Annotated in this window: 13 protein-coding genes, 7 pseudogenes and 1 other annotated feature; of the genes and pseudogenes, 11 read left to right on the top strand and 9 right to left on the bottom strand. The window is 66.1% G+C overall.

The features are described from left to right. The first annotated feature begins 200 nt into the window (after window positions 1-200). Window positions 201-665 (top strand): hypothetical protein, encoded by a 465-nt coding sequence (locus PARHAE_RS18860; protein ID WP_126156086.1) that lies wholly within the window; start codon window positions 201-203, stop codon window positions 663-665. Between the two features lie 112 nt (window positions 666-777). On the opposite strand, the gene PARHAE_RS18855 is transcribed toward PARHAE_RS18860, so the two are convergent. From PARHAE_RS18855 to PARHAE_RS18835, 5 genes are read right to left on the bottom strand one after another with little or no spacing between them, the layout of a single operon-like run. Further along, on the bottom strand, window positions 778-1,167 hold the full coding sequence (locus PARHAE_RS18855; protein WP_126156085.1) for a hypothetical protein: 390 nt from the start codon (window positions 1,165-1,167) through the stop codon (window positions 778-780). A gap of 19 nt (window positions 1,168-1,186) precedes the next feature. Next, entirely contained in the window at window positions 1,187-1,708 is a 522-nt protein-coding gene (locus PARHAE_RS18850) for a hypothetical protein (protein ID WP_126156084.1), read from the bottom strand. A 17-nt stretch (window positions 1,709-1,725) separates the two neighbouring features. Next, window positions 1,726-2,310 carry a hypothetical protein gene (locus PARHAE_RS18845; RefSeq protein ID WP_126156083.1) on the bottom strand — a complete coding sequence of 195 codons (585 nt, stop codon included), beginning with the start codon at window positions 2,308-2,310 and terminating at the stop codon, window positions 1,726-1,728. 22 nt (window positions 2,311-2,332) lie between these two features. Continuing rightward, window positions 2,333-2,923: a hypothetical protein gene (locus tag PARHAE_RS18840; protein ID WP_126156082.1), complete on the bottom strand. Its 591-nt coding sequence runs from the start codon at window positions 2,921-2,923 to the stop codon at window positions 2,333-2,335. Next, complete coding sequence (locus tag PARHAE_RS18835) at window positions 2,920-3,609, bottom strand: hypothetical protein (RefSeq protein WP_126156081.1); 690 nt, start codon at window positions 3,607-3,609, stop codon at window positions 2,920-2,922. The genes PARHAE_RS18840 and PARHAE_RS18835 overlap by 4 nt, the downstream gene beginning before the upstream one ends. 269 nt (window positions 3,610-3,878) lie before the next feature. Here PARHAE_RS18835 and PARHAE_RS18830 point away from each other — a divergent pair, with 269 nt between their 5' ends. The 3 genes and pseudogenes from PARHAE_RS18830 to PARHAE_RS18820 form a co-directional block, all read left to right on the top strand. Continuing rightward, complete coding sequence (locus tag PARHAE_RS18830) at window positions 3,879-9,383, top strand: alpha-2-macroglobulin family protein (protein ID WP_126156080.1); 5,505 nt, start codon at window positions 3,879-3,881, stop codon at window positions 9,381-9,383. Next, window positions 9,358-11,469: a penicillin-binding protein 1C gene (gene pbpC, locus PARHAE_RS18825; protein ID WP_420899423.1), complete on the top strand. Its 2,112-nt coding sequence runs from the start codon at window positions 9,358-9,360 to the stop codon at window positions 11,467-11,469. The genes PARHAE_RS18830 and pbpC overlap by 26 nt, the downstream gene beginning before the upstream one ends. Before the next feature lie 111 nt (window positions 11,470-11,580). After that, window positions 11,581-11,916: pseudogene (locus tag PARHAE_RS18820) on the top strand (transposase); the annotation flags it as partial. Between the two features lie 157 nt (window positions 11,917-12,073). Here the strand turns inward: PARHAE_RS18820 and PARHAE_RS18815 are convergent. Beyond that, window positions 12,074-12,190: pseudogene (locus PARHAE_RS18815) on the bottom strand (IS110 family transposase); the annotation flags it as partial. Window positions 12,191-12,395: 205 nt separating this feature from the next. Here PARHAE_RS18815 and PARHAE_RS18810 point away from each other — a divergent pair. Continuing rightward, window positions 12,396-13,621, top strand: a pseudogene (locus PARHAE_RS18810) (IS3 family transposase); the annotation flags it as partial. Continuing rightward, window positions 12,677-12,793: a sequence feature (AL1L pseudoknot), on the top strand. (Overlaps the previous pseudogene by 117 nt.) A 54-nt stretch (window positions 13,622-13,675) precedes the next feature. Here the strand turns inward: PARHAE_RS18810 and PARHAE_RS22205 are convergent. Both PARHAE_RS22205 and PARHAE_RS22200 read right to left on the bottom strand, forming a co-directional pair. After that, a pseudogene (locus tag PARHAE_RS22205) lies at window positions 13,676-13,843 on the bottom strand (VirB8/TrbF family protein); the annotation flags it as partial. Between the two features lie 497 nt (window positions 13,844-14,340). After that, window positions 14,341-14,829 (bottom strand): annotated as a pseudogene (locus tag PARHAE_RS22200) (FAD/NAD(P)-binding protein); the annotation flags it as partial. 358 nt (window positions 14,830-15,187) lie between these two features. On the opposite strand from PARHAE_RS22200, the gene PARHAE_RS18795 reads away from it, so the two are divergent. Continuing rightward, the gene (locus PARHAE_RS18795; RefSeq protein WP_126156079.1) at window positions 15,188-17,161 is read left to right on the top strand and encodes a PAS domain-containing protein; all 1,974 of its coding nucleotides are present in this window, start codon (window positions 15,188-15,190) and stop codon (window positions 17,159-17,161) included. Window positions 17,162-17,252: 91 nt separating this feature from the next. Here PARHAE_RS18795 and PARHAE_RS18790 read toward each other — a convergent pair whose 3' ends face one another. Beyond that, entirely contained in the window at window positions 17,253-17,630 is a 378-nt protein-coding gene (locus PARHAE_RS18790; protein ID WP_126156078.1) for a response regulator, read from the bottom strand. A 258-nt stretch (window positions 17,631-17,888) separates the two neighbouring features. Here PARHAE_RS18790 and PARHAE_RS18785 point away from each other — a divergent pair, with 258 nt between their 5' ends. From PARHAE_RS18785 to istB, 5 genes and pseudogenes are all read left to right on the top strand, one after another. Then, a complete protein-coding gene (locus PARHAE_RS18785) occupies window positions 17,889-18,470 on the top strand; it encodes a phosphatase PAP2 family protein (protein ID WP_126156077.1) in 582 nt (193 codons plus the stop codon). Between the two features lie 197 nt (window positions 18,471-18,667). Beyond that, a complete protein-coding gene (locus PARHAE_RS18780; protein WP_126156076.1) occupies window positions 18,668-19,087 on the top strand; it encodes a YsnF/AvaK domain-containing protein in 420 nt (139 codons plus the stop codon). After that, window positions 19,077-20,039, top strand: coding sequence for a YsnF/AvaK domain-containing protein (locus tag PARHAE_RS18775; protein ID WP_126156075.1), 963 nt, complete (start codon window positions 19,077-19,079; stop codon window positions 20,037-20,039). The genes PARHAE_RS18780 and PARHAE_RS18775 overlap by 11 nt, the downstream gene beginning before the upstream one ends. A 40-nt stretch (window positions 20,040-20,079) precedes the next feature. After that, window positions 20,080-21,078 (top strand): annotated as a pseudogene (gene istA / locus PARHAE_RS18770) (IS21 family transposase); the annotation flags it as partial. Then, a pseudogene (gene istB / locus PARHAE_RS18765) lies at window positions 21,068-21,733 on the top strand (IS21-like element helper ATPase IstB); the annotation flags it as partial. The pseudogenes istA and istB, both read left to right, overlap by 11 nt. Window positions 21,734-21,911: the final 178 nt, after the last annotated feature.

The following is a 21,911-nucleotide window of genomic DNA, read 5'->3' as shown; positions in this document are numbered from 1 at the left end:
GAAAGCCCCGCATAAGATACGTCGTTAACGACGTCGCTATGCACGTGTCTTAGCCGATCACCCCACGCTCAGGCAGGCGGTGGCAACCGGGCGGTTACGGCGGGACTCCGCGGCTGCTCCTCTCGCCGGACGGAACCCGGCTGCTAGTCGCCTGCGGCGATACCAGGTGGTTCTGCACGGAGTCGGGCGGCAATGCGGTCGTGACCGATCGCGACGACCTGCGCGGCTTCCGGGATTTTCCCATCGATGATCCGTATCTGCGCGCCTATCCCGGCAGCCCGAAGCCGCCCGGCAACCTTGGTCGAGAGGCTGTCCTTGCAGCCCAAGGCACGCGCATCCTTGCCGGCGGCGGCGCGAGGCCGCTGGTGGTGCTGGATGCCAAGGGCAACCTGGTCGCGGAACTTGAAGACCGCGGCATATCAGGCTTTCCCGCCGCGATCTCGACCACCGGCATCATCGCCCGTCCGGAACCGAGCGCGCCAGGGGACCGCATCCAGTTCTGGGACATCGGCGACGGCACCGGATTGGGCCGGATCAAGGGCAGCGCCGGCTGGCGGCTGCGCGCCGGGCCATTCTGGTCAAGGGACGGCGGCATGCTGTTTGTCCCGCGCCAGCGTGACGGCACGATGCTGCTGGACAGGTTCCGCGCGCCCTGGACGCCGTGAACTGATCCAACCATCGGCAGTTCGGGGCAGGGCGCGCTCATCTCCCTGTCCCGCCGCCGATGGACAAAGGCCCGCCCCGTCGGTCGGTGCCTTCGCCTCGCGCCGCAACGGTCTATTGCCCCGAATACTTCTCTCGCATCTGCCGTCCCGTCCGGATCCCCAGTTGGCGTGCTTCTCGGGCAAGCCAGGCATCCGCCGCCGCCTGGCCGTCACGCTCGACGCGCATGCGATAGCGGGGTTCAAGATCGCGCCTGTGCTGCTCCATGATCCGGGCGCCCTCGGCGCGGGCGCGCGCCTCGGCTTCGGGCGACATGGTGCCGGACCGAGATCCTTTCCCTGGCTGTTCCGCAGCGGGGCCGTCATGGGCGTGCCGCTGTTGATGCTGGCGCAGGTTGTGTTCCCGCATCGTGTCCAGATGGGCGCCAAGATAGTCCTGCGCCGCAGCCGGTCCGACAACGGCCAAGGCGGCCAGCAGAGCCAGGGCCATGGGCGGTTTTCTCATCGGTCTTCCTCCGGGCTTGTCATGGCAAAAGGTTCTCGCAGGTCATCGCAGCCGCGGCGATCTCGACAAAGCGCCCGCTGTCCAGTTCCAGCGCGGCGGTCCACGTGGTGCTCTCAGGCGTGACCTCGGCGCTGCCGCCGCGCATCACTGCGACGGGGTGCAGGCCCGCAAGATCAGTGCGGCACATGCTGTAGTTCAGGAAATGACCGTCGGGGATGGTGGGCAGCCCGATGATGTCAGTCACAGTCCAGAACAGCCGACCTTCCCTGTCCTGGCCGGCCTGCCGTCCCGAGTAAAGGGCGATTGGTGCGCCGCCGCCTTCCGGGTCCAGCGTGCCTATGCTCACCACGCATTCCCTGGTGCTGCCCGGTGGTCCCACGCAGGCGCCCCCAAGGCTGGTGAGGCCATCGGGATAGGGCGGGATGATGGTGCCGGTCGCCGGCAGCGCAGGTGCCTGCCCTGCTGCCACGGCCGAGGCAAGCCCGCGCGGCATGTCGTCAAACGCCAGCACGGGCGACGCCGACAGGGTCAGAATGGCCATGGCACCGGCGCGCATAGTCAGCCGCCAATCTCTGGCAAGGGCGCGCCGGTCAGTGCCCCGATCCAGGTCGGGCGCAGGGTGGGAAGATCCTGGAGGAACGCCTTGGCGGCCTCGTTGCCCGAAGCGCGGTGGCTGACGCCGAACAGCATCACCCCGGGACCGCTCTCCCCCGTCAAGGGCGCGTAACGATAGGCGTTCCATTCGACGACATATTCGCCCGCCTCGTTCCTGCTGCTGACGATGAAGTCCAGCAGTGCCTCGCCCATCGCCTCGTTCTGGATGACCTCCATGTTGACCAGCGGGTCGGTTTCCTTGCGAAGGCCAAGCGTGTCGGTCTGCGCCCGCACGGCGTCCATCACCTCGACACCGGTGACGGTTTCCACCAGCACCATGCGGCTGTAGCTGTCGGAGGCCTGGCCCGCAGGCAGGTATTCCTGCTTGATGTAGTTGTCCGCCGGCCGCGCGGACCAGGCGAGCGCGAAGCTGTCGCCCCCCAGGCTGATCGGGCCGGGCAGGCCCAGGTGATCCGTGGTCTGCGCCTGCACCGGCGCAAGCCAGAGGGCGGTCGCCAGGATGGCGGCAAGGCGGGTCGGTGTGGTCATGGGCAGCTCCTTCGATATGCGTTCAGCGGTTTTCCAACCCGTTGTCGATGCGGTGCCGGCGGAGTTCCTCCCGGCGTGAATCGACATTTGCGATGAGATCGGTCAACCCCTGCCGGATCTGGGCCAGTTCCGCGGCATGGGCGGTCTTGGAGGTCACGCCGTTCGCATGGGCCTCGTCCCAGGCAAGCGCCCATTCCATCGCCGCGATCCATTCGTCGGGGTCGCCCGCGATGTATTCGTTGACGGGCCTGCCGACCTGCTCGGTCAGCGCCGAGAACAGGATGCGGTCGTTCGGACTCGTCGCGCCGGGGGCCGCCAGCAGGAAACGATAGCGGATCTGCCCGGCATACATCCAATTCGCCGCCTCTCGTCCCTTGCCTTCGGCCAGCAGCCGGGCGGCGAGGACATAGAGCGCCGAAGGGTGCAGCGCCTCGGCCTGTTGGGCGATCTGGTCCGAGCTCATGTCGTCCAGATTTTCTCCCGCCTGCGCAGGGACAGGAAGCAGGAAAATGCAACAGAGAAGCAGCGGTGCAAGCAAGCGTGTCATCGAATGATCTCCGTTTCCCTTTGCCCATGTGACGCCACGAGATTGCGGAAGCTTGGTGATGGTCAATCATTGGTGGGTCGTTTCGGCACGCAACGGGGCTCCCGGCTCAGGCTCATGCCGCCGCCCCAGACCGGGCGGTTGACGAGGCGCCACTCGATCCGCTCGCATTCGCCACGACCTTTGGGCGTCGAGGCTGGCTCGTGCTTCTCGTCCTTCTGGGAATGGGGTGAAGGTCCGGGCGCGGGAAGGCTGACATCGAAGCGGAAGACCGTCAGCATCCCGGCATCCGGCGCGGACCCGGCGTGTTCGGTGGGAATGCGGCGCAGGGTGAGATCGCCCTTTTCCGGTCCGATCCGGCCGGTCAGGATCATGTGGAAGCCGTCCGTCTCGGTCACGGACAGGACGCGGCCCGCCGCCGTGACCTCGGTCGGTCCGGCATCCGACAGGCCGCGCCAGACGCCCTCCCGTTCAGGAACAAGCGTCACGCTGAGATCAAGGCTGCCGCCGTCGTCCAGTGCCGCCTTGGTGCTGAACAGGATCCGGTCCTGATCCACGGCCGAGAACCGAAGCTCGGCATCGCCCCTGCCACGATGAAGGCGTTTGCCGCCATCCACCGGGAAGGCTTGGATAGTCATCCGCCCGGTATACGGCGCGCCGATGGTGGCGGGAAACGGGTCAGGTTGGGCAAGGGCCGGTGCGGCGGCCAGCACTCCCGCAAGCAGCGGGGCGATCAGGCAATGGGTCCGGTTCATCGCATCCTTCCTGCACGTTGCCGGCTTCTCGCATCAAGACGTTCCGGCAGCGACATACCTTGGCTGAAATCTTTCCGGTGCCGCGCCGTTCACCTGATTTCATGCTTGCTTGAACCGGGCCGCCTGTCCAGCCGATCCGAAACAGGCGCCTTCCATCTCGGCGGCTCATGCCGGCAAAAGCCGCTATCAGGGCAGTTCGGACCCGATCCCGCATGATTGCCGGCCCGGTCACAGCTGTGGCAATGTGATCGCGAAACAAGGAGGCTGGCATGGCACGCGGTAAAAGACAGGGCTGGCGTCTGCCGGCGGTGGCAATCGTCATGCTGGCATGGCAGGCGGCGGCGCAGGTGCCGGAGCCTGGCGTCGTGCCTGCGGCGCGCATCGTCCTGCAGGCGGACACGGATCTGCCCGGCAACGACCTGTCGATGATCCGCCAGACCGGGCAGGAGGCCTGCGTGCAGGCCTGCCTTGCCACCGATGGATGCGAGGCGCTGACCTGGAACGCCCGTTCCCGCGCCTGCTTCCTCAAGTCCCAACCCGGAGATCCGGTCCCCTTCGCCGGGGCGCAGTCCGGCATCCGGGTTGCGACGAATGAGGCCGTGCTGGCGCGGGCAGGGGAAAAACTGTCCGACGCACCCTGGATCAGCGCCGAGGACCGGCGGCAGATGGCGGAACAGGCCGGGCGGATGGCGACGCTTTATCCCGGCGAAAATGGCAGCGGCCTGGACGATCTGCGGGCGCTTGCCGCCACGGCGGCGGATGCCGACACGCGCATCCGCTGGCTGGGGGCAAGCGTCGCGGCAAGCGACGCGACCGAGTATTGGGCGGCCTTTGCCACGGCCATGGACGAGGCTGCCGGTCAGCCGGGGGGCGACCGCGATTACCAGCGGCGGCGGTCGGCCGCTCTTGCGGCGCTGAACGGCTGGATGCGGGATCCGGGGGCGGGCACCGCGATGCTGCGGCTCTGGGCCAGGCTGGCCGAGGAGGAGGGGCGCGGCCGCGACGGGCTGCAGGCGATCCGCCTGGCCGCAGCCGCTGATCCCGCCGACACTGCCCTGGCCACCGAGCGCGAGGGTTTCGAGGAACGTCACGGTTTCCGCGTCACCGGCAGCCGGGCTGATACCGACGGTACCCAGCCACGGGTCTGCGCCAGCTTTTCGGAACCCCTGGCGCGCGGGATCGACCTGCGGCCCTTCGTGCAACTGCCCGACCCGGCCCTGGCGGTCGAGGCCGAGGGCTATGACCTTTGCATCACCGGCGTGCCGCGCGGCGAGGTGCTGCGTTTCGCCCTGCGCGCAGGGCTTCCCTCGGATCAGGGGGATACTCTGCGCCGCACCGTACAGCAGTCGCAATATGTCCGCGACCGTGCGCCTTTGGTGCGCTTTGCGGGGCGGGCCTATGTGCTGCCCGCGACGGGCGATCACGGACTGACGCTGACGACGGTGAACACGGACCGGGTGGACCTGACGCTTTTCCGGATGTCGGACCGCAACATCGTGCAGGCGCTGCGTGACAACCTGTTCGCCGCGCCTCTGGACGACTGGAAGGCCGACCGCTTTGCCGACGGCATGGGGACCGAAACCTGGCGCGGCCAGATGGATGTCGCGCCATCGGCCGGTGGTGAACGTCCCGTCAATGCCGAGGTCGCGTCCCGCATCGACCTGCGGCAGGCGGGGTTGGATCTGGGGCCGGGGGTTTATGTGCTGAACGCCGCCGTGCCGGGGCAGGATACCGACCGCAGCCCGCGTGCCTCGCAGTGGTTCATGATCTCGGACATGGGGATGACGACGTTCCAGGGCAGCGACGGGTTGACCGTTGCGGTGCGGGGCCTTGGCGATGCGGCGGCCCGGGCGGGGGTCGAGGTGCAGCTGATCTCTCGCGGCAATGCGGTGCTGGGGTCAGCGGTCACGGATGCCGAGGGCTTTGCCCGGTTTGACGCGGGCCTTGTGCGCGGCACCGGCGCTGCCGCACCCGGCATCGTCACCGCAACCCGGCGGCAGGACGAAGGCATCGCCGATCTGGCCTTCCTGTCGCTGATCGACCCGGAGTTCGACCTGTCCGACCGCGGCGTCGAAGGCGCGCCGCCCGCGCCGCCGATCGACCTGTTCGTCGCCATGGATCGGGGTGCCTATCGGGCAGGGGAAACCGCCCATGCCACGATCCTTGCCCGCGACGGCCGGGCGCGTGCCCTGGACGGCCTGCCCGTGCAGGCTCGCGTGATCCGTCCTGACGGCGTCGAACATGCGCGCCTGTCGCCGCAGCCTGCGGGGGCGGGCGGCCACGTCTTGGACTTCCTCATCCCCGCCAATGCTCCGCGCGGCGCCTGGCGCATCGACCTGCGGGTGGAAGGGGACGGCCCGCCCCTTGCCTCGGCCCGGATGCTGGTCGAGGATTTCCGCCCAGAGCGGATCGACTTCGACCTGACGCTGCCCGATGGCGTCCTTGCAGCAGACCGGCCGGTGCAGGTGGGTTTCGACGCCCGCTGGCTGTTCGGCGCCCCCGCCGCCGATCTTCCGGTCGAGGGCGAATTGCGCCTGTCGCCCGCCCGCAGCCTGCCGGGATGGGAAGGCTATGTCTTTGGCCGCCATGACGATGCCAGCGACGCCGATGTGGTTGGGATGCCCGTCGGCCGCACAGACGGCGCAGGCCGCTTCGATGCCCGCATCGACCTGCCGCCGGGGTTTCAGTCCGCTGCCCGCCCGTGGGAGGCAACCCTGGTCCTGTCGGTACGCGAAGGCGCGGGCCGCCCGGTCGAACGGCGCGTGGCGCGCATCCTCGCCCCCGGCAGAAGCGCACCGGGGATCCGCCCCGATTTCGAAGGCGGTAGCGTGGGTGAAGGTGCCACGGCAGGGTTCCGCATCGTGACGCTGGGCGGCGACCTGCGGCCGGTGACGGGCGATGTGGAATGGGTGCTGAACCGCGTCCAGACTGATTACCAGTGGTTCGCAGTTAGTGGCGACTGGAGCTGGGAGCCGGTGACCCGCCGCAGCCGCATGGACGGCGGCACGCTGACCACCACGGCCGAAGGGCCTGCCGCGCTGTCGGTGCCGGTCGATTGGGGCAGCTATGAACTGGTCGTCCGCACCCCTGATGGCGCCGAAAGCTCGATCACCTTCGACGCGGGCTGGGGCGCAGCCGGCGCGGGCAGCGATACGCCCGACCGTCTGCGGGTGACGCTGGACAAGCCCGGCTATCGCCCCGGAGAGACCGCGCGCCTGACGCTTGAGGCTGCTGCCGACGGGGTGGCGCTTGTCTCGGTCATGTCGAACCGGCTGATCTTCCTGCAATCGGTGCCGGTGACAGTGGGCCGGAATGAGGTTTCACTGCCCGTCACCGACGACTGGGATGCGGGCGTCTATGTCGCTGCAAGCGCGATCCGGCCGTTGACCGGGGACGGCGGCCATGCGCCCGTGCGCGCATTGGGCATCGCCCCGGCGGCGGTCGATCCCGGCGACCGGGTGCTGTCCGCCACCCTGACCGCCCCGGCCGAGGCCGATCCGCGCGGTTCCGCGCCCGTCACGCTGTCTGTCACCGGCGCGCAGCCGGGGCAGGCGGTCCATGCCACGGTCTGGGCCGTCGATCAGGGCATCCTGAACCTGACCGGCTATCAGCCGCCTTCGGCCACCGCGCATTACTTCGGCCAGCGTCGGCTGGGGGTGGGGCTGCGCGATCTCTATGGGCGGTTGATCCTGCCTTCGGGCGCGGCTGACGGGATGCTGCGAAGCGGGGGCGATGCGGGCGGGATGCAGATGCAGGCGCCGCCGCCGACCGAACGGCTGATGGCCTGGTTCTCGGGGCCGCTGGCGCTGGATGCCGATGGACACGCGAAGGTTGAAATACCATTACCAGATTTCAACGGAGAGGTGCGCCTGATGGCCGTCGCCTGGACCGAGGGCGCGGTGGGGCAGGCAGATGCGTCCATGCTGGTCCGCGATCCGGTGGTGGTGACCGCGACCGTGCCCGCCTTCCTTGCGCCGGGTGACCGGGCCAGCGCGCAGCTTCGCCTGACCCATGCCGCCGGTCCCGCGGGGGATGTCGGCCTGTCGGTCGGGAACGAGGCCGAGGTGGCGCTGACAGCCGACCTTGCCCCCGGCGTGACGCTGGCGGAAGGGCAGGGGGCCGACCTGCCGCTGGACCTGACCGCGCCGGATCGGCAGGGGCTGTCGCAACTGCGGCTGACGGCCGGGTTGCCGGACGGCACGGCCGTGACCAAGGATCTGTCGATCCCGGTCGAACGGCTGGACCCGCCCGTGACCCGCGCCATGCGCCTGACCCTTGCGCCTGGGCAGGCGCTGCCGCTGGACCTGTCCGGCTTGGGCGATTTCCGCCCCGGCACCGGGCGGGTGACGCTGTCCACGGGCGCCTTCGCCGCGCTTGACGTAGGTGCCGCCCTGGCCCAGCTGGCCGAATGGCCCTATGGATGCACCGAACAGCTGGCCTCGGCGGCGATGCCGATGCTTTATGCGGCAAGCCTTGCCCCCGAAGGCGCGCCGAACCGGCCCGATGATGCGCGGGCGGTGGATGACGCCATCGCCCGGATCCTGACCCGGCAGACACCCGAGGGCGGCTTCGGACTCTGGTCCGCCGAACCGGGCGACCGCTGGCTGGATGCCTATGTCACCGATTTCCTGTCGCGCGCCCGTGCCCTTGGCTATGCCGTGCCGGATGCGGCCTTCCGCAACGCGCTGTCGGCCCTGCAGAACGGGCTGAACGCCGCCCCCGATCCGCAATTCGCCGATCCGGGCGACAACGCGGCCACCGCCTATGCCGCCTATGTCCTTGCGCGCGAAGGCGCGGCTGTCGTCAGCGACCTGCGCTATTACGCCGATACGGGGGCCGATCATCTCGCCTCGCCCTTGGCTGCGGCCCATCTGGGCGCGGCGCTTGCGGCGCTTGGCGATCAGGCGCGGGCCGATGCGCTGTTCCGCCGAGCGCAGGCCTTGTCGGACCAGGGGGCCGAGCCTTCGACGGGCTTCCGCTCCGATTACGGCACGCTGCTGCGTGACCGCGCCGGGATGCTGGCGCTTGCGGCCGAGGCCGGCAGCGATGCCGTGGACCGCGAGGGCACCGTCGCCGCCATTTCCGCCGGGATCGACGGGACGGACGGGCGGCTGTCCACGCAGGAAGCCGCCTGGATCGTGCTGGCGGGGCAGGCGCTGACAGCGGGGCCGGATGCGGGCGGCGGGCTGACGCTGAACGGCGCGGCCCTGTCCGCGCCCCTGCAGGATCTGGGCGAGGTCGGGGCGGTGCCGGAAACGTCGCTGGCCAATACGGGTGACGCGCTCCTGCCGGTCACGGTCAGCGCGACCGCCGTGCCCGTCGAGGCGCAACCCGCCGGGGGTACCGCCTTCAGCATCACCCGCAGCTATTATACGCCCGAGGGCGAGCCGGTCGATCCCGCGCAGGTCGCGCGCGGCACCAGGCTGGTGGCGGTGGTCGAGGTTCGCCTCTTTGATGCCAGCGGCGGGCGGCTGATCGTCACCGACCCGCTGCCCGCGGGCTTCGAGATCGACAACCCGAACCTGCTGACGCAGGGCGATCTTGGCGGCCTCGATTGGCTGGAAGTGACCGAGTGGGCCGACATGACCGAGTTCCGGCAGGACCGCTTCGCCGCAGCCCTGACCATCCACGACGACCAGCCGATCCGGCTGGCCTATCGGCTGCGGGCGGTCACGGCGGGCGATTTCGCCCATCCGGCGGCGACCGTCGCCGACATGTACCGCCCGGACCGCCGGGGGTGGACCGACAGTGACCGCAGCGTCATCACGCCCTGACGGCGGGCGGCGGTCCGGCCGCCGCCTGATCGCCCTTGCGGTGGTGCTGGCGCTGTCGGCCCATGGCGCCGACCGGGCGCGGGCAGCCTGGGACCGATGGATCGACGCGACGGACCTGCCCGACCTGTCCGTCCCGGTCGGGACCGAGGTTCTGGCCCGCGACGGCACGCTGCTGCGGGCTTTTCCGGTGGGGGACGGATTGTGGCGGCTTGCGCCCCCGCAGCAGGGCGTGGACGCGCGCTTCCTGGCGATGCTGGTCGGGTGGGAGGATCGGCGTTTCCACGACCATGACGGGGTGGACTGCCGCGCCGTCCTGCGCGCCGCATGGCAGGCGGTCGCGTATGGGCGGATCGTGTCGGGCGCCTCGACCCTGTCGATGCAGACCGCGCGGCTGCTGGAACGCGGCAGGGCAGGCGACTGGCGGGCCAAGCTGCGGCAGGCGCGGGTGGCGCTGGCGCTGGAACGGCGGCTGGGCAAGGACCGCATCCTCGACCTCTACCTGCGGCTTGCGCCCTACGGCGGCAACACCGAAGGGGTGCGCGCCGCAAGCCTGATGTGGTTCGGCAAGGAACCGCGCCGCCTGACGCCCGCCGAAGCCGCGCTGCTGGTGGCCCTGCCGCAATCGCCCGAAACCCGCCGCCCCGACCTGCCGCAGGCCCGTGCGGCGGCCCAGGTCGCCCGCGACCGGGTGATCGACCGCGCGCTGTCCCTTGGCATCATCGACGCCGAGGCCGCGGAAACCGCCCGCGCCACCCCGCTGCCCCGTCACCGCCGGTCCTTTCCTGCCCATGCCGCCCTGCTGACCGACCGGCTGCGCCGCGAAAACCCCGGCGCAACGCGGATCGAGACGACAATCGACCCCCGCCTTCAGATCACCGCCGAACGCCTTGCCGCCCGCGCCGTCGCGGGGCAGGCCGATCCCGTATCCGCCGCGATCCTGCTGGCCGATCATGGCAGCGGAGAAATCCTGGCCCAGGTCGGGGCCGCGCAATTCGCCGACAGCGCCTCGGGCGGTTTCGTGGACATGACGCGGGCGCTGCGTTCGCCCGGATCGACGCTGAAGCCCTTTGTCTATGCCCTGGGCTTCGACGAGGGGCTGATCCATCCCGAAACCCTGATCGAGGACCGCCCCGCCGCCTTCGGTCGCTGGCAGCCGCAGAACTTCGACAACCGCTTTCGCGGCACGGTCACGATCCGGCAGGCGCTGGCGGAATCCTTGAACCTGCCCGTCGTCCGCGTGGCCGAGGCACTTGGCCCCGCCCGCGTCATGGCGGCCTTCCGCCGCGCGGGGATGGAGATCCGGGTGCGGGGCGACACGCCGGGCCTTGCGGTGGTGCTTGGCGGGGCGGGCGTCAGCCTTGCCGATCTGGTTCAGGGCTATGCGACCCTTGCGCGCGGCGGCCAGTCGCTGCGCCTGCATGACCGGCCTGGCGTCGCGCAGCCGGGCGTCCGCGCCTTCGGTCCTGTCGCCTCGTGGCAGGCCGCGAATGTGATGGCGGGCATCCCGCCGCCGGGCGGGCAGGCGGCGGGGCGCGTGGCCTTCAAGACCGGCACCAGCTATGGCCACCGCGATGCGCTGGCGGTGGGATTTGACGGCCGCTTCGTTGCGGGGGTCTGGATGGGCCGCCCGGACGGCACGCCGGTTCCGGGGGCCTTCGGCGGCGATTATGCCGCGCCCGTGCTGTTCGACCTGTTCGATGCGCTTGGGCCGCGCATGGTTCCCCTGCCGCCCCCGCCCCAGGCCGCCCTGACGGTCCCCAACGCCGCGCTGCCCCGTCCACTGCGGCGCTTCCTCCCGCCGGGCGAGTTGTCCGTTCCCGGCCCGGCGGTTCGGGTCGCCGATCGGCTGACGATCCAGTTTCCCCCCGACCGCGCCGAGGTGGAACTGACCGGCCCCACCCTGACCGTCCGCGCGCGGGGCGGTACGCCGCCTTACAGCTGGCTTCTCGACGGCGCGCCGGTGGCGGTCGGCATCCCTGATCCATCCGCCGAACTGCCCGCGCCCTCGGGGTTCTCGTCGCTGTCGGTCGTGGATGCGGCAGGCAACTCGGCGCGGGTCGAGTTCCAGGCCTTAGGTGGTGGATGAGGCGGGCACATAAAGTCCGTTACGGATCCCGCATGCCCCATGCCAACGTCACTCACCAGCCGCTGAAAGCCGCCGTCCCAGCGTGCGAGCGGATCTGGTAAGATCTAGGTGCGGGGCAACACTGGCGCAGGGGTCTGGGCTGATCCGGCGTATCGGTCCGTAGAGATGGAAGCCAGGCTGCGCGCGTGCAAGCTGAAGAGCCACATCCACCGCAAGGGCAAGCGAGGCAAGCCACTGACTGAACAAGGCAAGGGCAGCAATCGCACGAAATCCTCGGTGCGCGCACGGGTCGAGCATGTCTTCGGCGCGCAGACCAACGACATGGGCGGCACGCTGTTGCGCACCATCGGCCTGGTGCGGACGAAGGCCAAGATTGGGATGAAGAACCTCGCCTACAACATGCGTCGCCTCGTCCAGCTGCGCCGCCTGAACCCATGCCCAGCGTGATCCGGGGCGCCGAAGTCAGCCCGTAAGGGCCGAAAGGCGGCGCTGTCCTCCGCCCGCGAAGCCAACACGCCACACCATGCCCAGATGCGTCATGCGTTCTTCAGGCCGTCGAACCGGCCAAAGAACAGCGCAAGCGGTCAAAAATCGAGGTGCCCTCTAGCACTTGAGCCCGCCGCAACTTCTTGCGCAGAACGGCTCGTCCTACGCCGTCGGCTCCATGCACCTGGAACACATTCTTCGCAAGATCAAGCCCGACCGTGATAATCTCCGACATGACCAATCCCCTTTGTGGATCGTTGCAGACCCACCCTGGCACATCAAATGCCGTCGGGGGGCGGTCACATCATCAACGCCGTGCTGCTGCACTATTTCGGATTGCACGGTACGTCCCTTCGGTTATGGGCGAAGACGGGCCGGAAAGCGGATTGAACCGCGCCGGGTTTGCCGGAGGCTCCAACTCCTGAGTAAGGTGGAGCATCATGAGCAAGACAACGAACAAGTTTTCTCAGGAAGTGCGTGACCGCGCGGTGCGGTTGGTCCTGGACAATGAGGGTCAGCATGGATCGCGGTGGCAGGCGGTCATGTCGATTTCGGCGAAGATCGGCTGTGCGCCTCAGACCTTGAACGATTGGGTCAAGAAGGCCGAGGTTGATAGCGGCAAGCGTCCGGGCGTCTCCAGCGAGATGGCCGAGAAGATGAAGGCGCTGGAACGCGAGAACCGCGAGCTGCGCCAGGCGAACGAGATCCTTCGCAAGGCGTCAGCGTATTTTGCGATGGCGGAGCTTGACCGCCGATCGAAGTGATGGTGGGTTTCATCGACGCGCATCGGGATGCGCACGGGGTCGAGCCGATCTGCAACATACTGCCGATCGCCCCGTCCACCTACTATGATCATCTGGCGAAGCGGGCCGATCCGTCTCGGCTGTCTGATCGGGCACGTCAGGACGAAGCGCTGCGCCCCGAGATCCTTCGTGTCTTCGAAGAGAACTGGCGAGTCTATGGCGTCCGGAAGGTTTGGCGGCAGCTGGGCCGCGAAGGTTTCGATGTCGCCCGATGCACCGTGGCACGGCTAATGAAGAGCATGGGTATTCAGGGCGTTATCCGCGGCAAGCCGCACAGGACGACGATCCCGGACAAGAAAGCCCCCTGTCCGCTGGACAAGGTGAACCGCCAGTTCCGCGTTCCGGCCCCGAACATGCTTTGGGTATCGGATTTCACCTATGTCGCCACCTGGAAGGGGTTCGTCTATGTCGCCTTTGTCATCGATGCCTATGCTCGCAAGATCGTTGGCTGGCGCGTCAGCAGTTCGGCGCATGCGGGGTTCGTTCTCGATGCCTTGGAACAGGCGGTGCATGATCGCCGCCCCGGAAAGGGCATGGGGCTGGTTCACCACAGCGACAGGGGCTCGCAATACCTGTCTATTCGCTACACTGAGCGCTTGGCGGAAGCCGGTATCGAACCCTCGGTGGGCAGCGTCGGCGACAGTTACGACAACGCCTTGGCCGAGACGATCAATGGCCTGTTCAAGGCTGAGGTCATCCACCGCCGTGGCCCATGGCGAAGCTTGGAAGCCGTTGAATACGCGACGCTCGAATGGGTGGACTGGTTCAACAACCGTCGTCTTCTCGAGCCCATCGGGAACATCCCGCCAGCAGAAGCCGAGGCCAACTTCTACGCAGCTCTGGAAACTGAACCCATGTGCGCGGTTGTTGCCAATGTCGGAGATCGAGGAGACGGCCACGTCGATGCGGGCGTTTTCCCCGTAGATTTTGGGTGGAAACTCCGGGTTTTGTTCGTTCCAGAGATCCTGGAGCGACGTTGCGGCCTGACCCGTGGAGCGGGCAAAGACGCCCTCGATGCGCAGGTCATTGTCGAGCTGGTTGTAGGTTTCGCGGTCGCGCACATAGGCATAGACCAGCGACTGCATGCCCATTCGAAGGGATCGGAGGTTTCACGGCTCGCGAAATAGGCATCCGTGAAGCTGTCGGCCGTCAGGGCTTTCAACCCGAGGCGCAGGGCGAAGGCAGGATCGGCCTGCGTGATTTCGGCCTTGATCAGATCGAACACGGCATCAAGGGGATTGGCGGCTTTGAGGCAGGCCGTCAGTGCGGGGCCGGTGACAAACGTCAAAGGCTCATAGGGGATGGGACAATAGAAATCCGCTTCGGGCAGCACGCCGGTGCGCGACATCAGAATGACCTCGAGGTCGGACGAGGCCGGATCCAGATCGAAACGGAGCGCGCCATTCCTGCTGCGGAACCGCCCATGCTGGTTGACCACGGCCATGGCCGCGTCGATCGAGCTGAGCGAGGTTCCCATGATGCCGACCCTGACTGCAGGAATGGCCGTCTCGATCAGCCCTGACCAGGGACTGGGAAAGTAGGTCTGCGTGGCCTCGTCCGTGTCGGGGAACTGGTGTCCTGTTGCCACAATTACCTGGTCGAACGGGCCGTCCCGGACAGCCAGGGTCGTCGTGGTCAGTCCCTCTTCGCCTGCGCCGATGTCCAGGACCTCGGTATTTTCACGGATGGCGATCCTGTGACCCGCGGCACGGGCGTCCTGCACGAGATCAAGCAGTTGATCGCGGAAGTATTCGCCCAGCAAAAGCCGCGGCGTGAACTGACGGTCGTCCAGATCCTCTGTGTCGAGGCCATAGGATGCCAATCGTGCCGACGGCTGCGCCTCGAGCCATTCCAGGTAAGTGCTGACGACAGGCGGGATCTCGATGCTGGCGATATTGGCCAGCATCGACTTGTTGGCCGTCTCCGGCGAATAGGGCATGCCGATCCCTGCGCGCGGACCTCGCTCATAAAGCGTGACATCAAGCGGAAGCCCTGCGCTGAGCAGATGTTTCAGACTGTAGATCCCGGTAGGGCCTGTGCCGATAATCGCAACTGCTCGTCGTGCCGTCATCTGAACTTTCCCTTGGAGCAGCCTACAGGCTCTGCCCGTTGCAGCGAAATGCGCATCTTGAAGCCGGGTTCCAAGGCGTTGGCGACTTGCCATCTTTGTGTGTCGCGCCGGTAGCTTTATCACCCGGTGGCTGGTCTCCATCCATGAGGAAGTCCTGTCCGATACGCACCCCCGAGGCGACGTCTCCAGCGGGCGAACACGAGAAGAGGGCACTCCCGCGCCGACCCTGTTCGCCGCCGAACACGACCCATGCGGACCAGGCAGTCTCGCGACACAGGGCATCTTGTGAAAACCCCTTGACGCGGATACGGGGTTCTCTTCTTGTTCCCTGTATTCTCGCGGTGATATTGGAACGGTCATGATCGCAGAGACCCCGGCCGACGACTCCTCCAACCCGCCTGTTCCTGAGCTTGAACGGCGTCTGGCCCAACAGGCGCTGATTGCTGAATTCGGCCGCTTCGCCCTCAAGAACAATACGTTGCAAGCCATTCTGGATGAAGCGTGTCGCATTGCAGCGGATGGGCTTGAAGTGGGCTTTGCAAAGGTGCTCGAACCCTTGCCCAAGGAGAACGCTCTTCTTCTGCGCGCGGGGATCGGCTGGAGGCCCGGGTTGGTCGGACATGCCCGGATCGGAGCGGATCTGGAAAGCCCCGCAGGCTACGCCTTCAAGACAGGCGAGCCGGTGATTTCCAACCATCTCTCAGAAGAAAAGCGTTTCCGCACCCCGAAGCTGATGGCGGATCACGGGGTCAAGCGCGCGGTCAACGTGATCATCCAGGGCGAAGGCGTGCCGTTCGGGGTTCTCGAAGCTGATAGCCGCGACCCTGGCGCGTTCAATCCGCATGACATCCATTTTCTGCAGGCGCTCGCCAATACTCTCGGGGTGGCGATCGACAAGGAAGCAGCGCGCAGCAGGATCGAGGAACTCGGCAGCGAACTGGCCCAGCGGGAAGCCCATCTGCGGCGCGCGGTCGAACTCAACCCGCAGATCCCCTGGGCGGCCGATGCGGAGGGCCGGATCGTCGAGTTCAACGAGCGATGGCTCGACCTGACAGGCCTGACGCTTCAGGACGCGGAAGGAGAGGGTTGGCTTGAAGCGATCCATCCCGATGATCGCTCTGCCTCCCTTTCGGCCTGGAGGGACGCCATCGAGATGGGCACGTCCTTTGACATCGAACATCGTGTCCGCATGGCGAATGGCGATTTTCGCTGGATGCGCAGCCATGCCCATCCCTGGCAGGATGCGCGGGGCGGGATCGCGATGTGGTATGGCGCAACCGAGGATATCCACGAGCGCAAGCTTGCAGAGCAGGCCGTGGCCCAGAGCGAGGAGCGCCTCAGCATTGCGGTCGATGCGGCGGCGCTCGGGCTTTTCGACCATGACCTGGTCACCGGCACAATCGAATGGGACGGGCGCATCCGCGACATCTGGGGCATTGGGGCCGAGGAGCCGGTCAGCTTTGCGACCTTCGCGGAGGGCATACATCCCGAGGATCAGGCAGCGATGCAGGCCTCGCTCGATCAAGCGCTCGACCCGCAGGGCGATGGACGTTCTGCAGCACAGTATCGCGTCCTGCGCCGTTCGGACAAAGACACCCGTTGGGTTGCTGCCTACGGACGGACGACCTTTGCCGAAGGGCGCCCCGTGCGTCTGGTCGGCATCGTGCAGGATGTCACCACCCATGTCCTGGCGGAAGAGCGACTGCGGCGTGCCCTGGCCGACAAGGATCTTCTATCCCGGGAGATCGACCACCGCATCAAGAACAGCCTGTCGATGGTCGGGGGGCTGCTGCGCATGCAGGAGCGGGCCGTCTCGTCGCGAGAGGCAAAGGACGCCCTGGCCGAGGCATCGACCCGTGTTCTAAGCGTGGCCCGTATCCACGAGCAGCTTTACCGCTCGGCGAACATGGATACGGTCGAGTTCGGGGGATACCTGCAGCGGCTGACACAAGACATCGCATCCTCACTGGGCTCTGGAAACGCGCAGATCACGGTCGAGGCCATGACGATGCTCCTGCCCATCGATCAGGCGCTGCCACTCGGACTGATTGCGAGCGAGCTTCTGACCAATGCCCTGAAGCATGCACGGCGCGGAGACGAGCCTGTCCCGATCCAGGTTCACTTCGGACCAGGCCAGGACAAGGAAGGCTTCACGCTTGTCGTGGCAGACCAGGGTCGCGGATTGCCCGATGGCTTTGACATGAGGAGCCAGGCAGGCCTCGGCATGCGCCTGATCGTCTCGCTGAGCAGCCAGATGGAAGCCACGGTCGAGGCGATCAACACCGCTCAGGGAGCGCAGTTCACGGTGTCGACGGGAGCTGGGACGGCCTAGCCGCTGTCCTGCGGACATCGTTCGTGCCAGGGAAAGCGGGTTCAGAGGAAAGCCCTGTCCTCTGGCGTGGCCATTCTGCTGGCTTTCGTCGTCAGCGGTTGGGGAGAAGCTGGGATAGACATCGCAGGACCTGATCAGGACTGAAGGGCTTATCAAGGAACAGGGCACCCTCAGGCAGGGTGCCGGGCTCAGGCCGCTGGGCCCCAGAGGCGACCAGGATCGCGATTTGCGGCATGTCTCCGGCGCAGCGCCGGGCCAGGTCGTAGCCGGTCATTGTTCCCGGCGGCATCTGGACATCGGTGAAGAGCAGCTCGATCTCCGGGCCGCGGCTGAACAGGATGTCCAGGGCCTCATCGGCTCCGGCAGCGGTCAGCACCTGAAACCCCGCCTCTGTCAGGATCGCCTCAACATCCATCCGGATCAATGGCTCATCGTCCGCCACCAGGGCATATCGTCCGAAACGGTCCATGATCTGAGAGGTCCTTCGCAGCCTGCCAAGGGAAAGGCTGCAAATCCGTTGGAGTTCCAATGTGCAGATAGATTGATCCGATGTGGGCTTGCCCACCACCACAATGGCTTTCGCTCATAAGGATTGATTTGTCTGGGGAAACCGTATCCGAGCGTTGTCGTCCTTGCGGGCGGTTGATTTTTGATCACGGAACCGGGCCAGAAGCAGGTCGGTTATGCGCCGTCAATCACCGGCAACCCTCATGGAAAAGATAGCGGCATGACCAAGAGCGATGAGCAGTCAGTCCCGGACACGATCACGGCTATCGAGGAGGCCGACAAGTCTATCGCACAGGACGCTGGCCGCTATCGCCATCATCCGGTTGTCACGTCATTAGGCTTGGTGAGCGAGATCGCGGACCAGATCCCGTTGTCGCTGGTTTGTGGCGGCGTCATGACGGCCGGGCTCATCTCCGATCGTCCCCACCTGGCCCGAACGGGTGTGCGGATGATGGCTGCCCATGTGCTGGCAAACAGCATCAAGAGGGCGATCAAGAACCGGTTTCGACGCACCAGACCAGGTGTGATGCTGGAGGGTGAGGACTATGTCTGCAAACCTGGGGAAACCGAGGGCGGTCACGATACATCCTTCCCCTCCGGCCATACCGCCGGTGCTGTCGCTGTTGCAGCGATCATAGCCTCCGATATCCCAAAGACGGCCGTTCCGGCTTTCCTGGCAGCCAGCCTGATTGCAGGTGTTCAGGTGCCGCGTGCCAAGCACTACCCGATCGATATTGCTGCAGGGACACTTCTCGGCCTGTCCGCGGCGATGATCGTGAAAAGGCTCTATCCGGAAAAGTGAATGAACCCTCTGGGGTTACTGGCGCTTTTCAGGCATCACATCGGGAGGAGATAATGCCTGTTGTCGTCGCGCGCCTGAAAAGAGACCGAACAGCAGAAAAGCCCATCCTGCCGATCGATTGCTACGCGAAATCGCGTCAGATTTGCGGAACGCAATTCCTGTCTATCCGTTGATCATCGTTGACGACGGGGACGAGAATGGCCGACGAAACAGAGCGCGATTTCATTCCCGTTGTTGAAGAAACAGCCACTGTCTCGACCCGGCGGGTTGTCAGCGGTCGTGTCAGGATCGCCACTCAAACCGAGGAGATAAACCACCTCCTGCCAACTGACCTTGCGAGCGTTGAGGTTGATGTGGTCCGGGTGCCGATGGACCGTCGGATCGACACAATCCCGGACGTCGTGACGGAAGGCGAAGTGACCATCATCCCTGTGGTCGAAGAGCGCCTGGTTGTCACGCGCGAACTCTATCTTCGTGAAGAAATCCATGTTCGCCGTATCGAACATAAAGAGACAATTGACGTGCCCGCGACAACCCGTCGCCAAACCGTCCAGATCGAGCGCTTGCCCGCCGATCTGGAACAGCCATACCAAAAGGACGATCAAGATGACCTATGAGACTGAATCCGGTTCTTCCGGCACGCTGTCCGTTTCTGCCATGTTCGATAGCCAGGCCGAGGCGCAGCGCGCGGTCGAGCGGCTGAGCCAGGCAGGGATAACCTCGGAACGCATCCGGCAAGTGGCAGGGGGGAGTGACACCGCTTCTCGCGCGGGCACCGTTGAAGAGCGCAACAAAGGTTTTTGGGATGGTCTCGAGGATTTCTTCTTTCCCGATGAAGATCGGTATTCCTATGCCGAAGGGCTGTCGCGCGGCGGCTATCTGGTGACCGTGACAGGGCTGTCCGGGGCCGATTACGAGACCGCCCTGGATATTCTCGACGACGAAGGCAGCATCAATCTTGAAGAGCGTGAAGAAAGCTGGCGCTCAGAGGGCTGGAGCGATTACAAGTCCAGCAGCTATGCCTCGGGCAGCACGGCATCCGCCTATGGCGCCCGTGCGGGTGCAACGGGTGATCTGGACAGTTCCTATGTTGACGAGGACAGCGCGGGCGCTGATGCGTCCTTGCGGCAAGGTCGGGATCTGCGCGGAGACGAGACGATCCCTATCGTGGAGGAACGTCTTCGCGTCGGCAAGCGCGAAACCGGCCATGGCCGTGTCCGGGTTCGCGCCTATACCGTCGAAGAGCCCGTCAGCGAAAGCGTCGACCTGCGCGAGGAGCGAGTTGAGGTCGAGCGCCGGCCTGTCGACCGTCCTCTGACAAACGCGGATACTGCTTTCCAGGACCGCACGATCGAAGCTGAAGAATACCGCGAAGAAGCGGTCGTTCAAAAGGAAGCCCGCGTGGTCGAGGAGATCGAACTCCGCAAGACCAGCGAAACACACCGCGAAACAGTCTCGGACACCGTCCGACGCACCGAAGTCGAGATCGACGACGATCGTGATGGGCCGAACCGCCAAGGTCTGGACCCCGAAGTGGGAAGCCGGGATTATGACAATCGCAAGCCCTGAGGCTTGATTTGATCACATGATTTGGCCCCGCAAGTGCGGGGCTCACTGGCACGCGTTCCGTGTCTTTGGCGGCGTGCCCGAGCGCGGCATCTATGACAACATGAAGACGGCGGTGGATCGTGTCGGTCGCGGCAAGGAGCGGCAGGTCAACCTCCGCTTTCTCGCCATGGCCAATCACTATGTCTTCGAGCCGGAGTTCTGCAATCCGGCCGCAGGCTGGGAGAAGGGTCAGGTCGAGAAGAACGTTCAGGACTCCCGCCACCAGATCCTGCAGGAGATGCCGGACTTTCCCGACCTTGCCATGATGAACGCTTGGCTGGAACAGCGCTGCCTGGAGGTGTGGCAAGAGACCCCGCACGGCACGCTGCCGGGCACCATTGCCGATGTCTGGGCTGAGGAGCGGGCCGCATTGATGCCGTTGCCGCCGGCCTTTGACGGCTTCATCGAACTCAGCAAGCGCGTCTCGCCCACCTGCCTGATCAGCTTCGAGCGCAATCGCTACAGCGTGCCGGCGTCATTCGCGAACCGGCCTGTCAGCCTGCGGATCTATCCGGACCGGCTGGTCGTGGCGGCCGAGGGCAACATCCTGTGCGAACATTGCCGCATCATCCAGCGCAGCCACAAGCTGCCACCGCGGACGATCTATGACTGGCGGCATTACCTGGCTGTTCTTCAGCGCAAGCCCGGGGCGTTGCGCAATGGCGCGCCCTTTGCCGAGTTCCCGCCTGCCTTCCGGCAGTTGCAGGAGCAGATGCTGCGCAAGCCCGGCGGTGATCGGGAGATGGTCGACATCCTTGCCCTGGTTCTTCAGCACGACGAACAGGCCGTGCTGACGGCTGTGGAATTGGCCCTGGCCGAGGGCGTGGCGACCAAGACCCATGTGCTGAACCTGTTGCACCGGCTGGTCGATGGCAAGGTCATTGGCGGGCCGCCCCTCGATACCCCGCAGGCCCTGGCCCTGCGCCGTGAGCCAAAGGCCAATGTCGAACGCTACGACGGCCTGCGCACCTCCGTTGCAGGGGGCCGTCATGCGTCATGATCCTGCCAGCGGCGCCATCGTCATCATGCTTCGCAGCCTGAAGATGCATGGCATGGCGCAGGCCGTGACGGACCTGATCGAGCAAGGGGCGCCGGCCTTTGACGCAGCCGTGCCGATCCTGTCTCAACTGCTGAAAGCCGAACTGGCCGAGCGCGAGGTCCGCTCCATCGCCTATCACATGAAGGCCGCACGCTTCCCGGCATACAAGGACCTCTCAGGCTTCGACTTTGCCGCCAGCGAGATCAACGAAGCCACGGTGCGACAACTGCACCGCTGCGAGTTCATGGACGGGGCTCAGAACGTGGTCCTGATTGGCGGTCCGGGCACCGGCAAGACTCACGCCGCAACCGCCCTTGGCGTCCAGGCTATCGAGCACCACCGCCGCAAGGTTCGCTTCTTCTCCACCATCGAACTGGTCAATGCCCTCGAACAGGAGAAGACCAAGGGCAAGGCCGGGCAGATTGCCGAAAGCCTGACCCGCCTCGATCTCGTGATCCTCGATGAGCTGGGATACCTGCCGTTCAGCGCCTCGGGCGGGGCGCTGCTCTTCCATCTTCTGAGTAAGCTCTACGAGCGCACCAGCGTCATCATCACCACGAACCTCAGCTTCAGCGAATGGGCCACGGTCTTCGGCGATGCCAAGATGACCACCTCTAACGTCGCAACCGTTATCATGGGCCCGAGCGATGCCTCATGAAGAGGGCAGATAGTGGTGCATAGAACAGCGCCGCCTGAACGTAACCGCCCGGTTGCCACCGCCTGCCTGAGCGTGGGGTGATCGGCTAAGACACGTGCATAGCGACGTCGTTAACGACGTATCTTATGCGGGGCTT

This window comes from Paracoccus haematequi (assembly GCF_900631945.1).
GTDB classification, from domain to species: Bacteria; Pseudomonadota; Alphaproteobacteria; order Rhodobacterales; family Rhodobacteraceae; genus Paracoccus; species Paracoccus haematequi_A.
The sequence above is the reverse complement of the archived record's forward strand: the minus strand, read 5'-3'. Positions and strand labels throughout refer to the sequence as shown.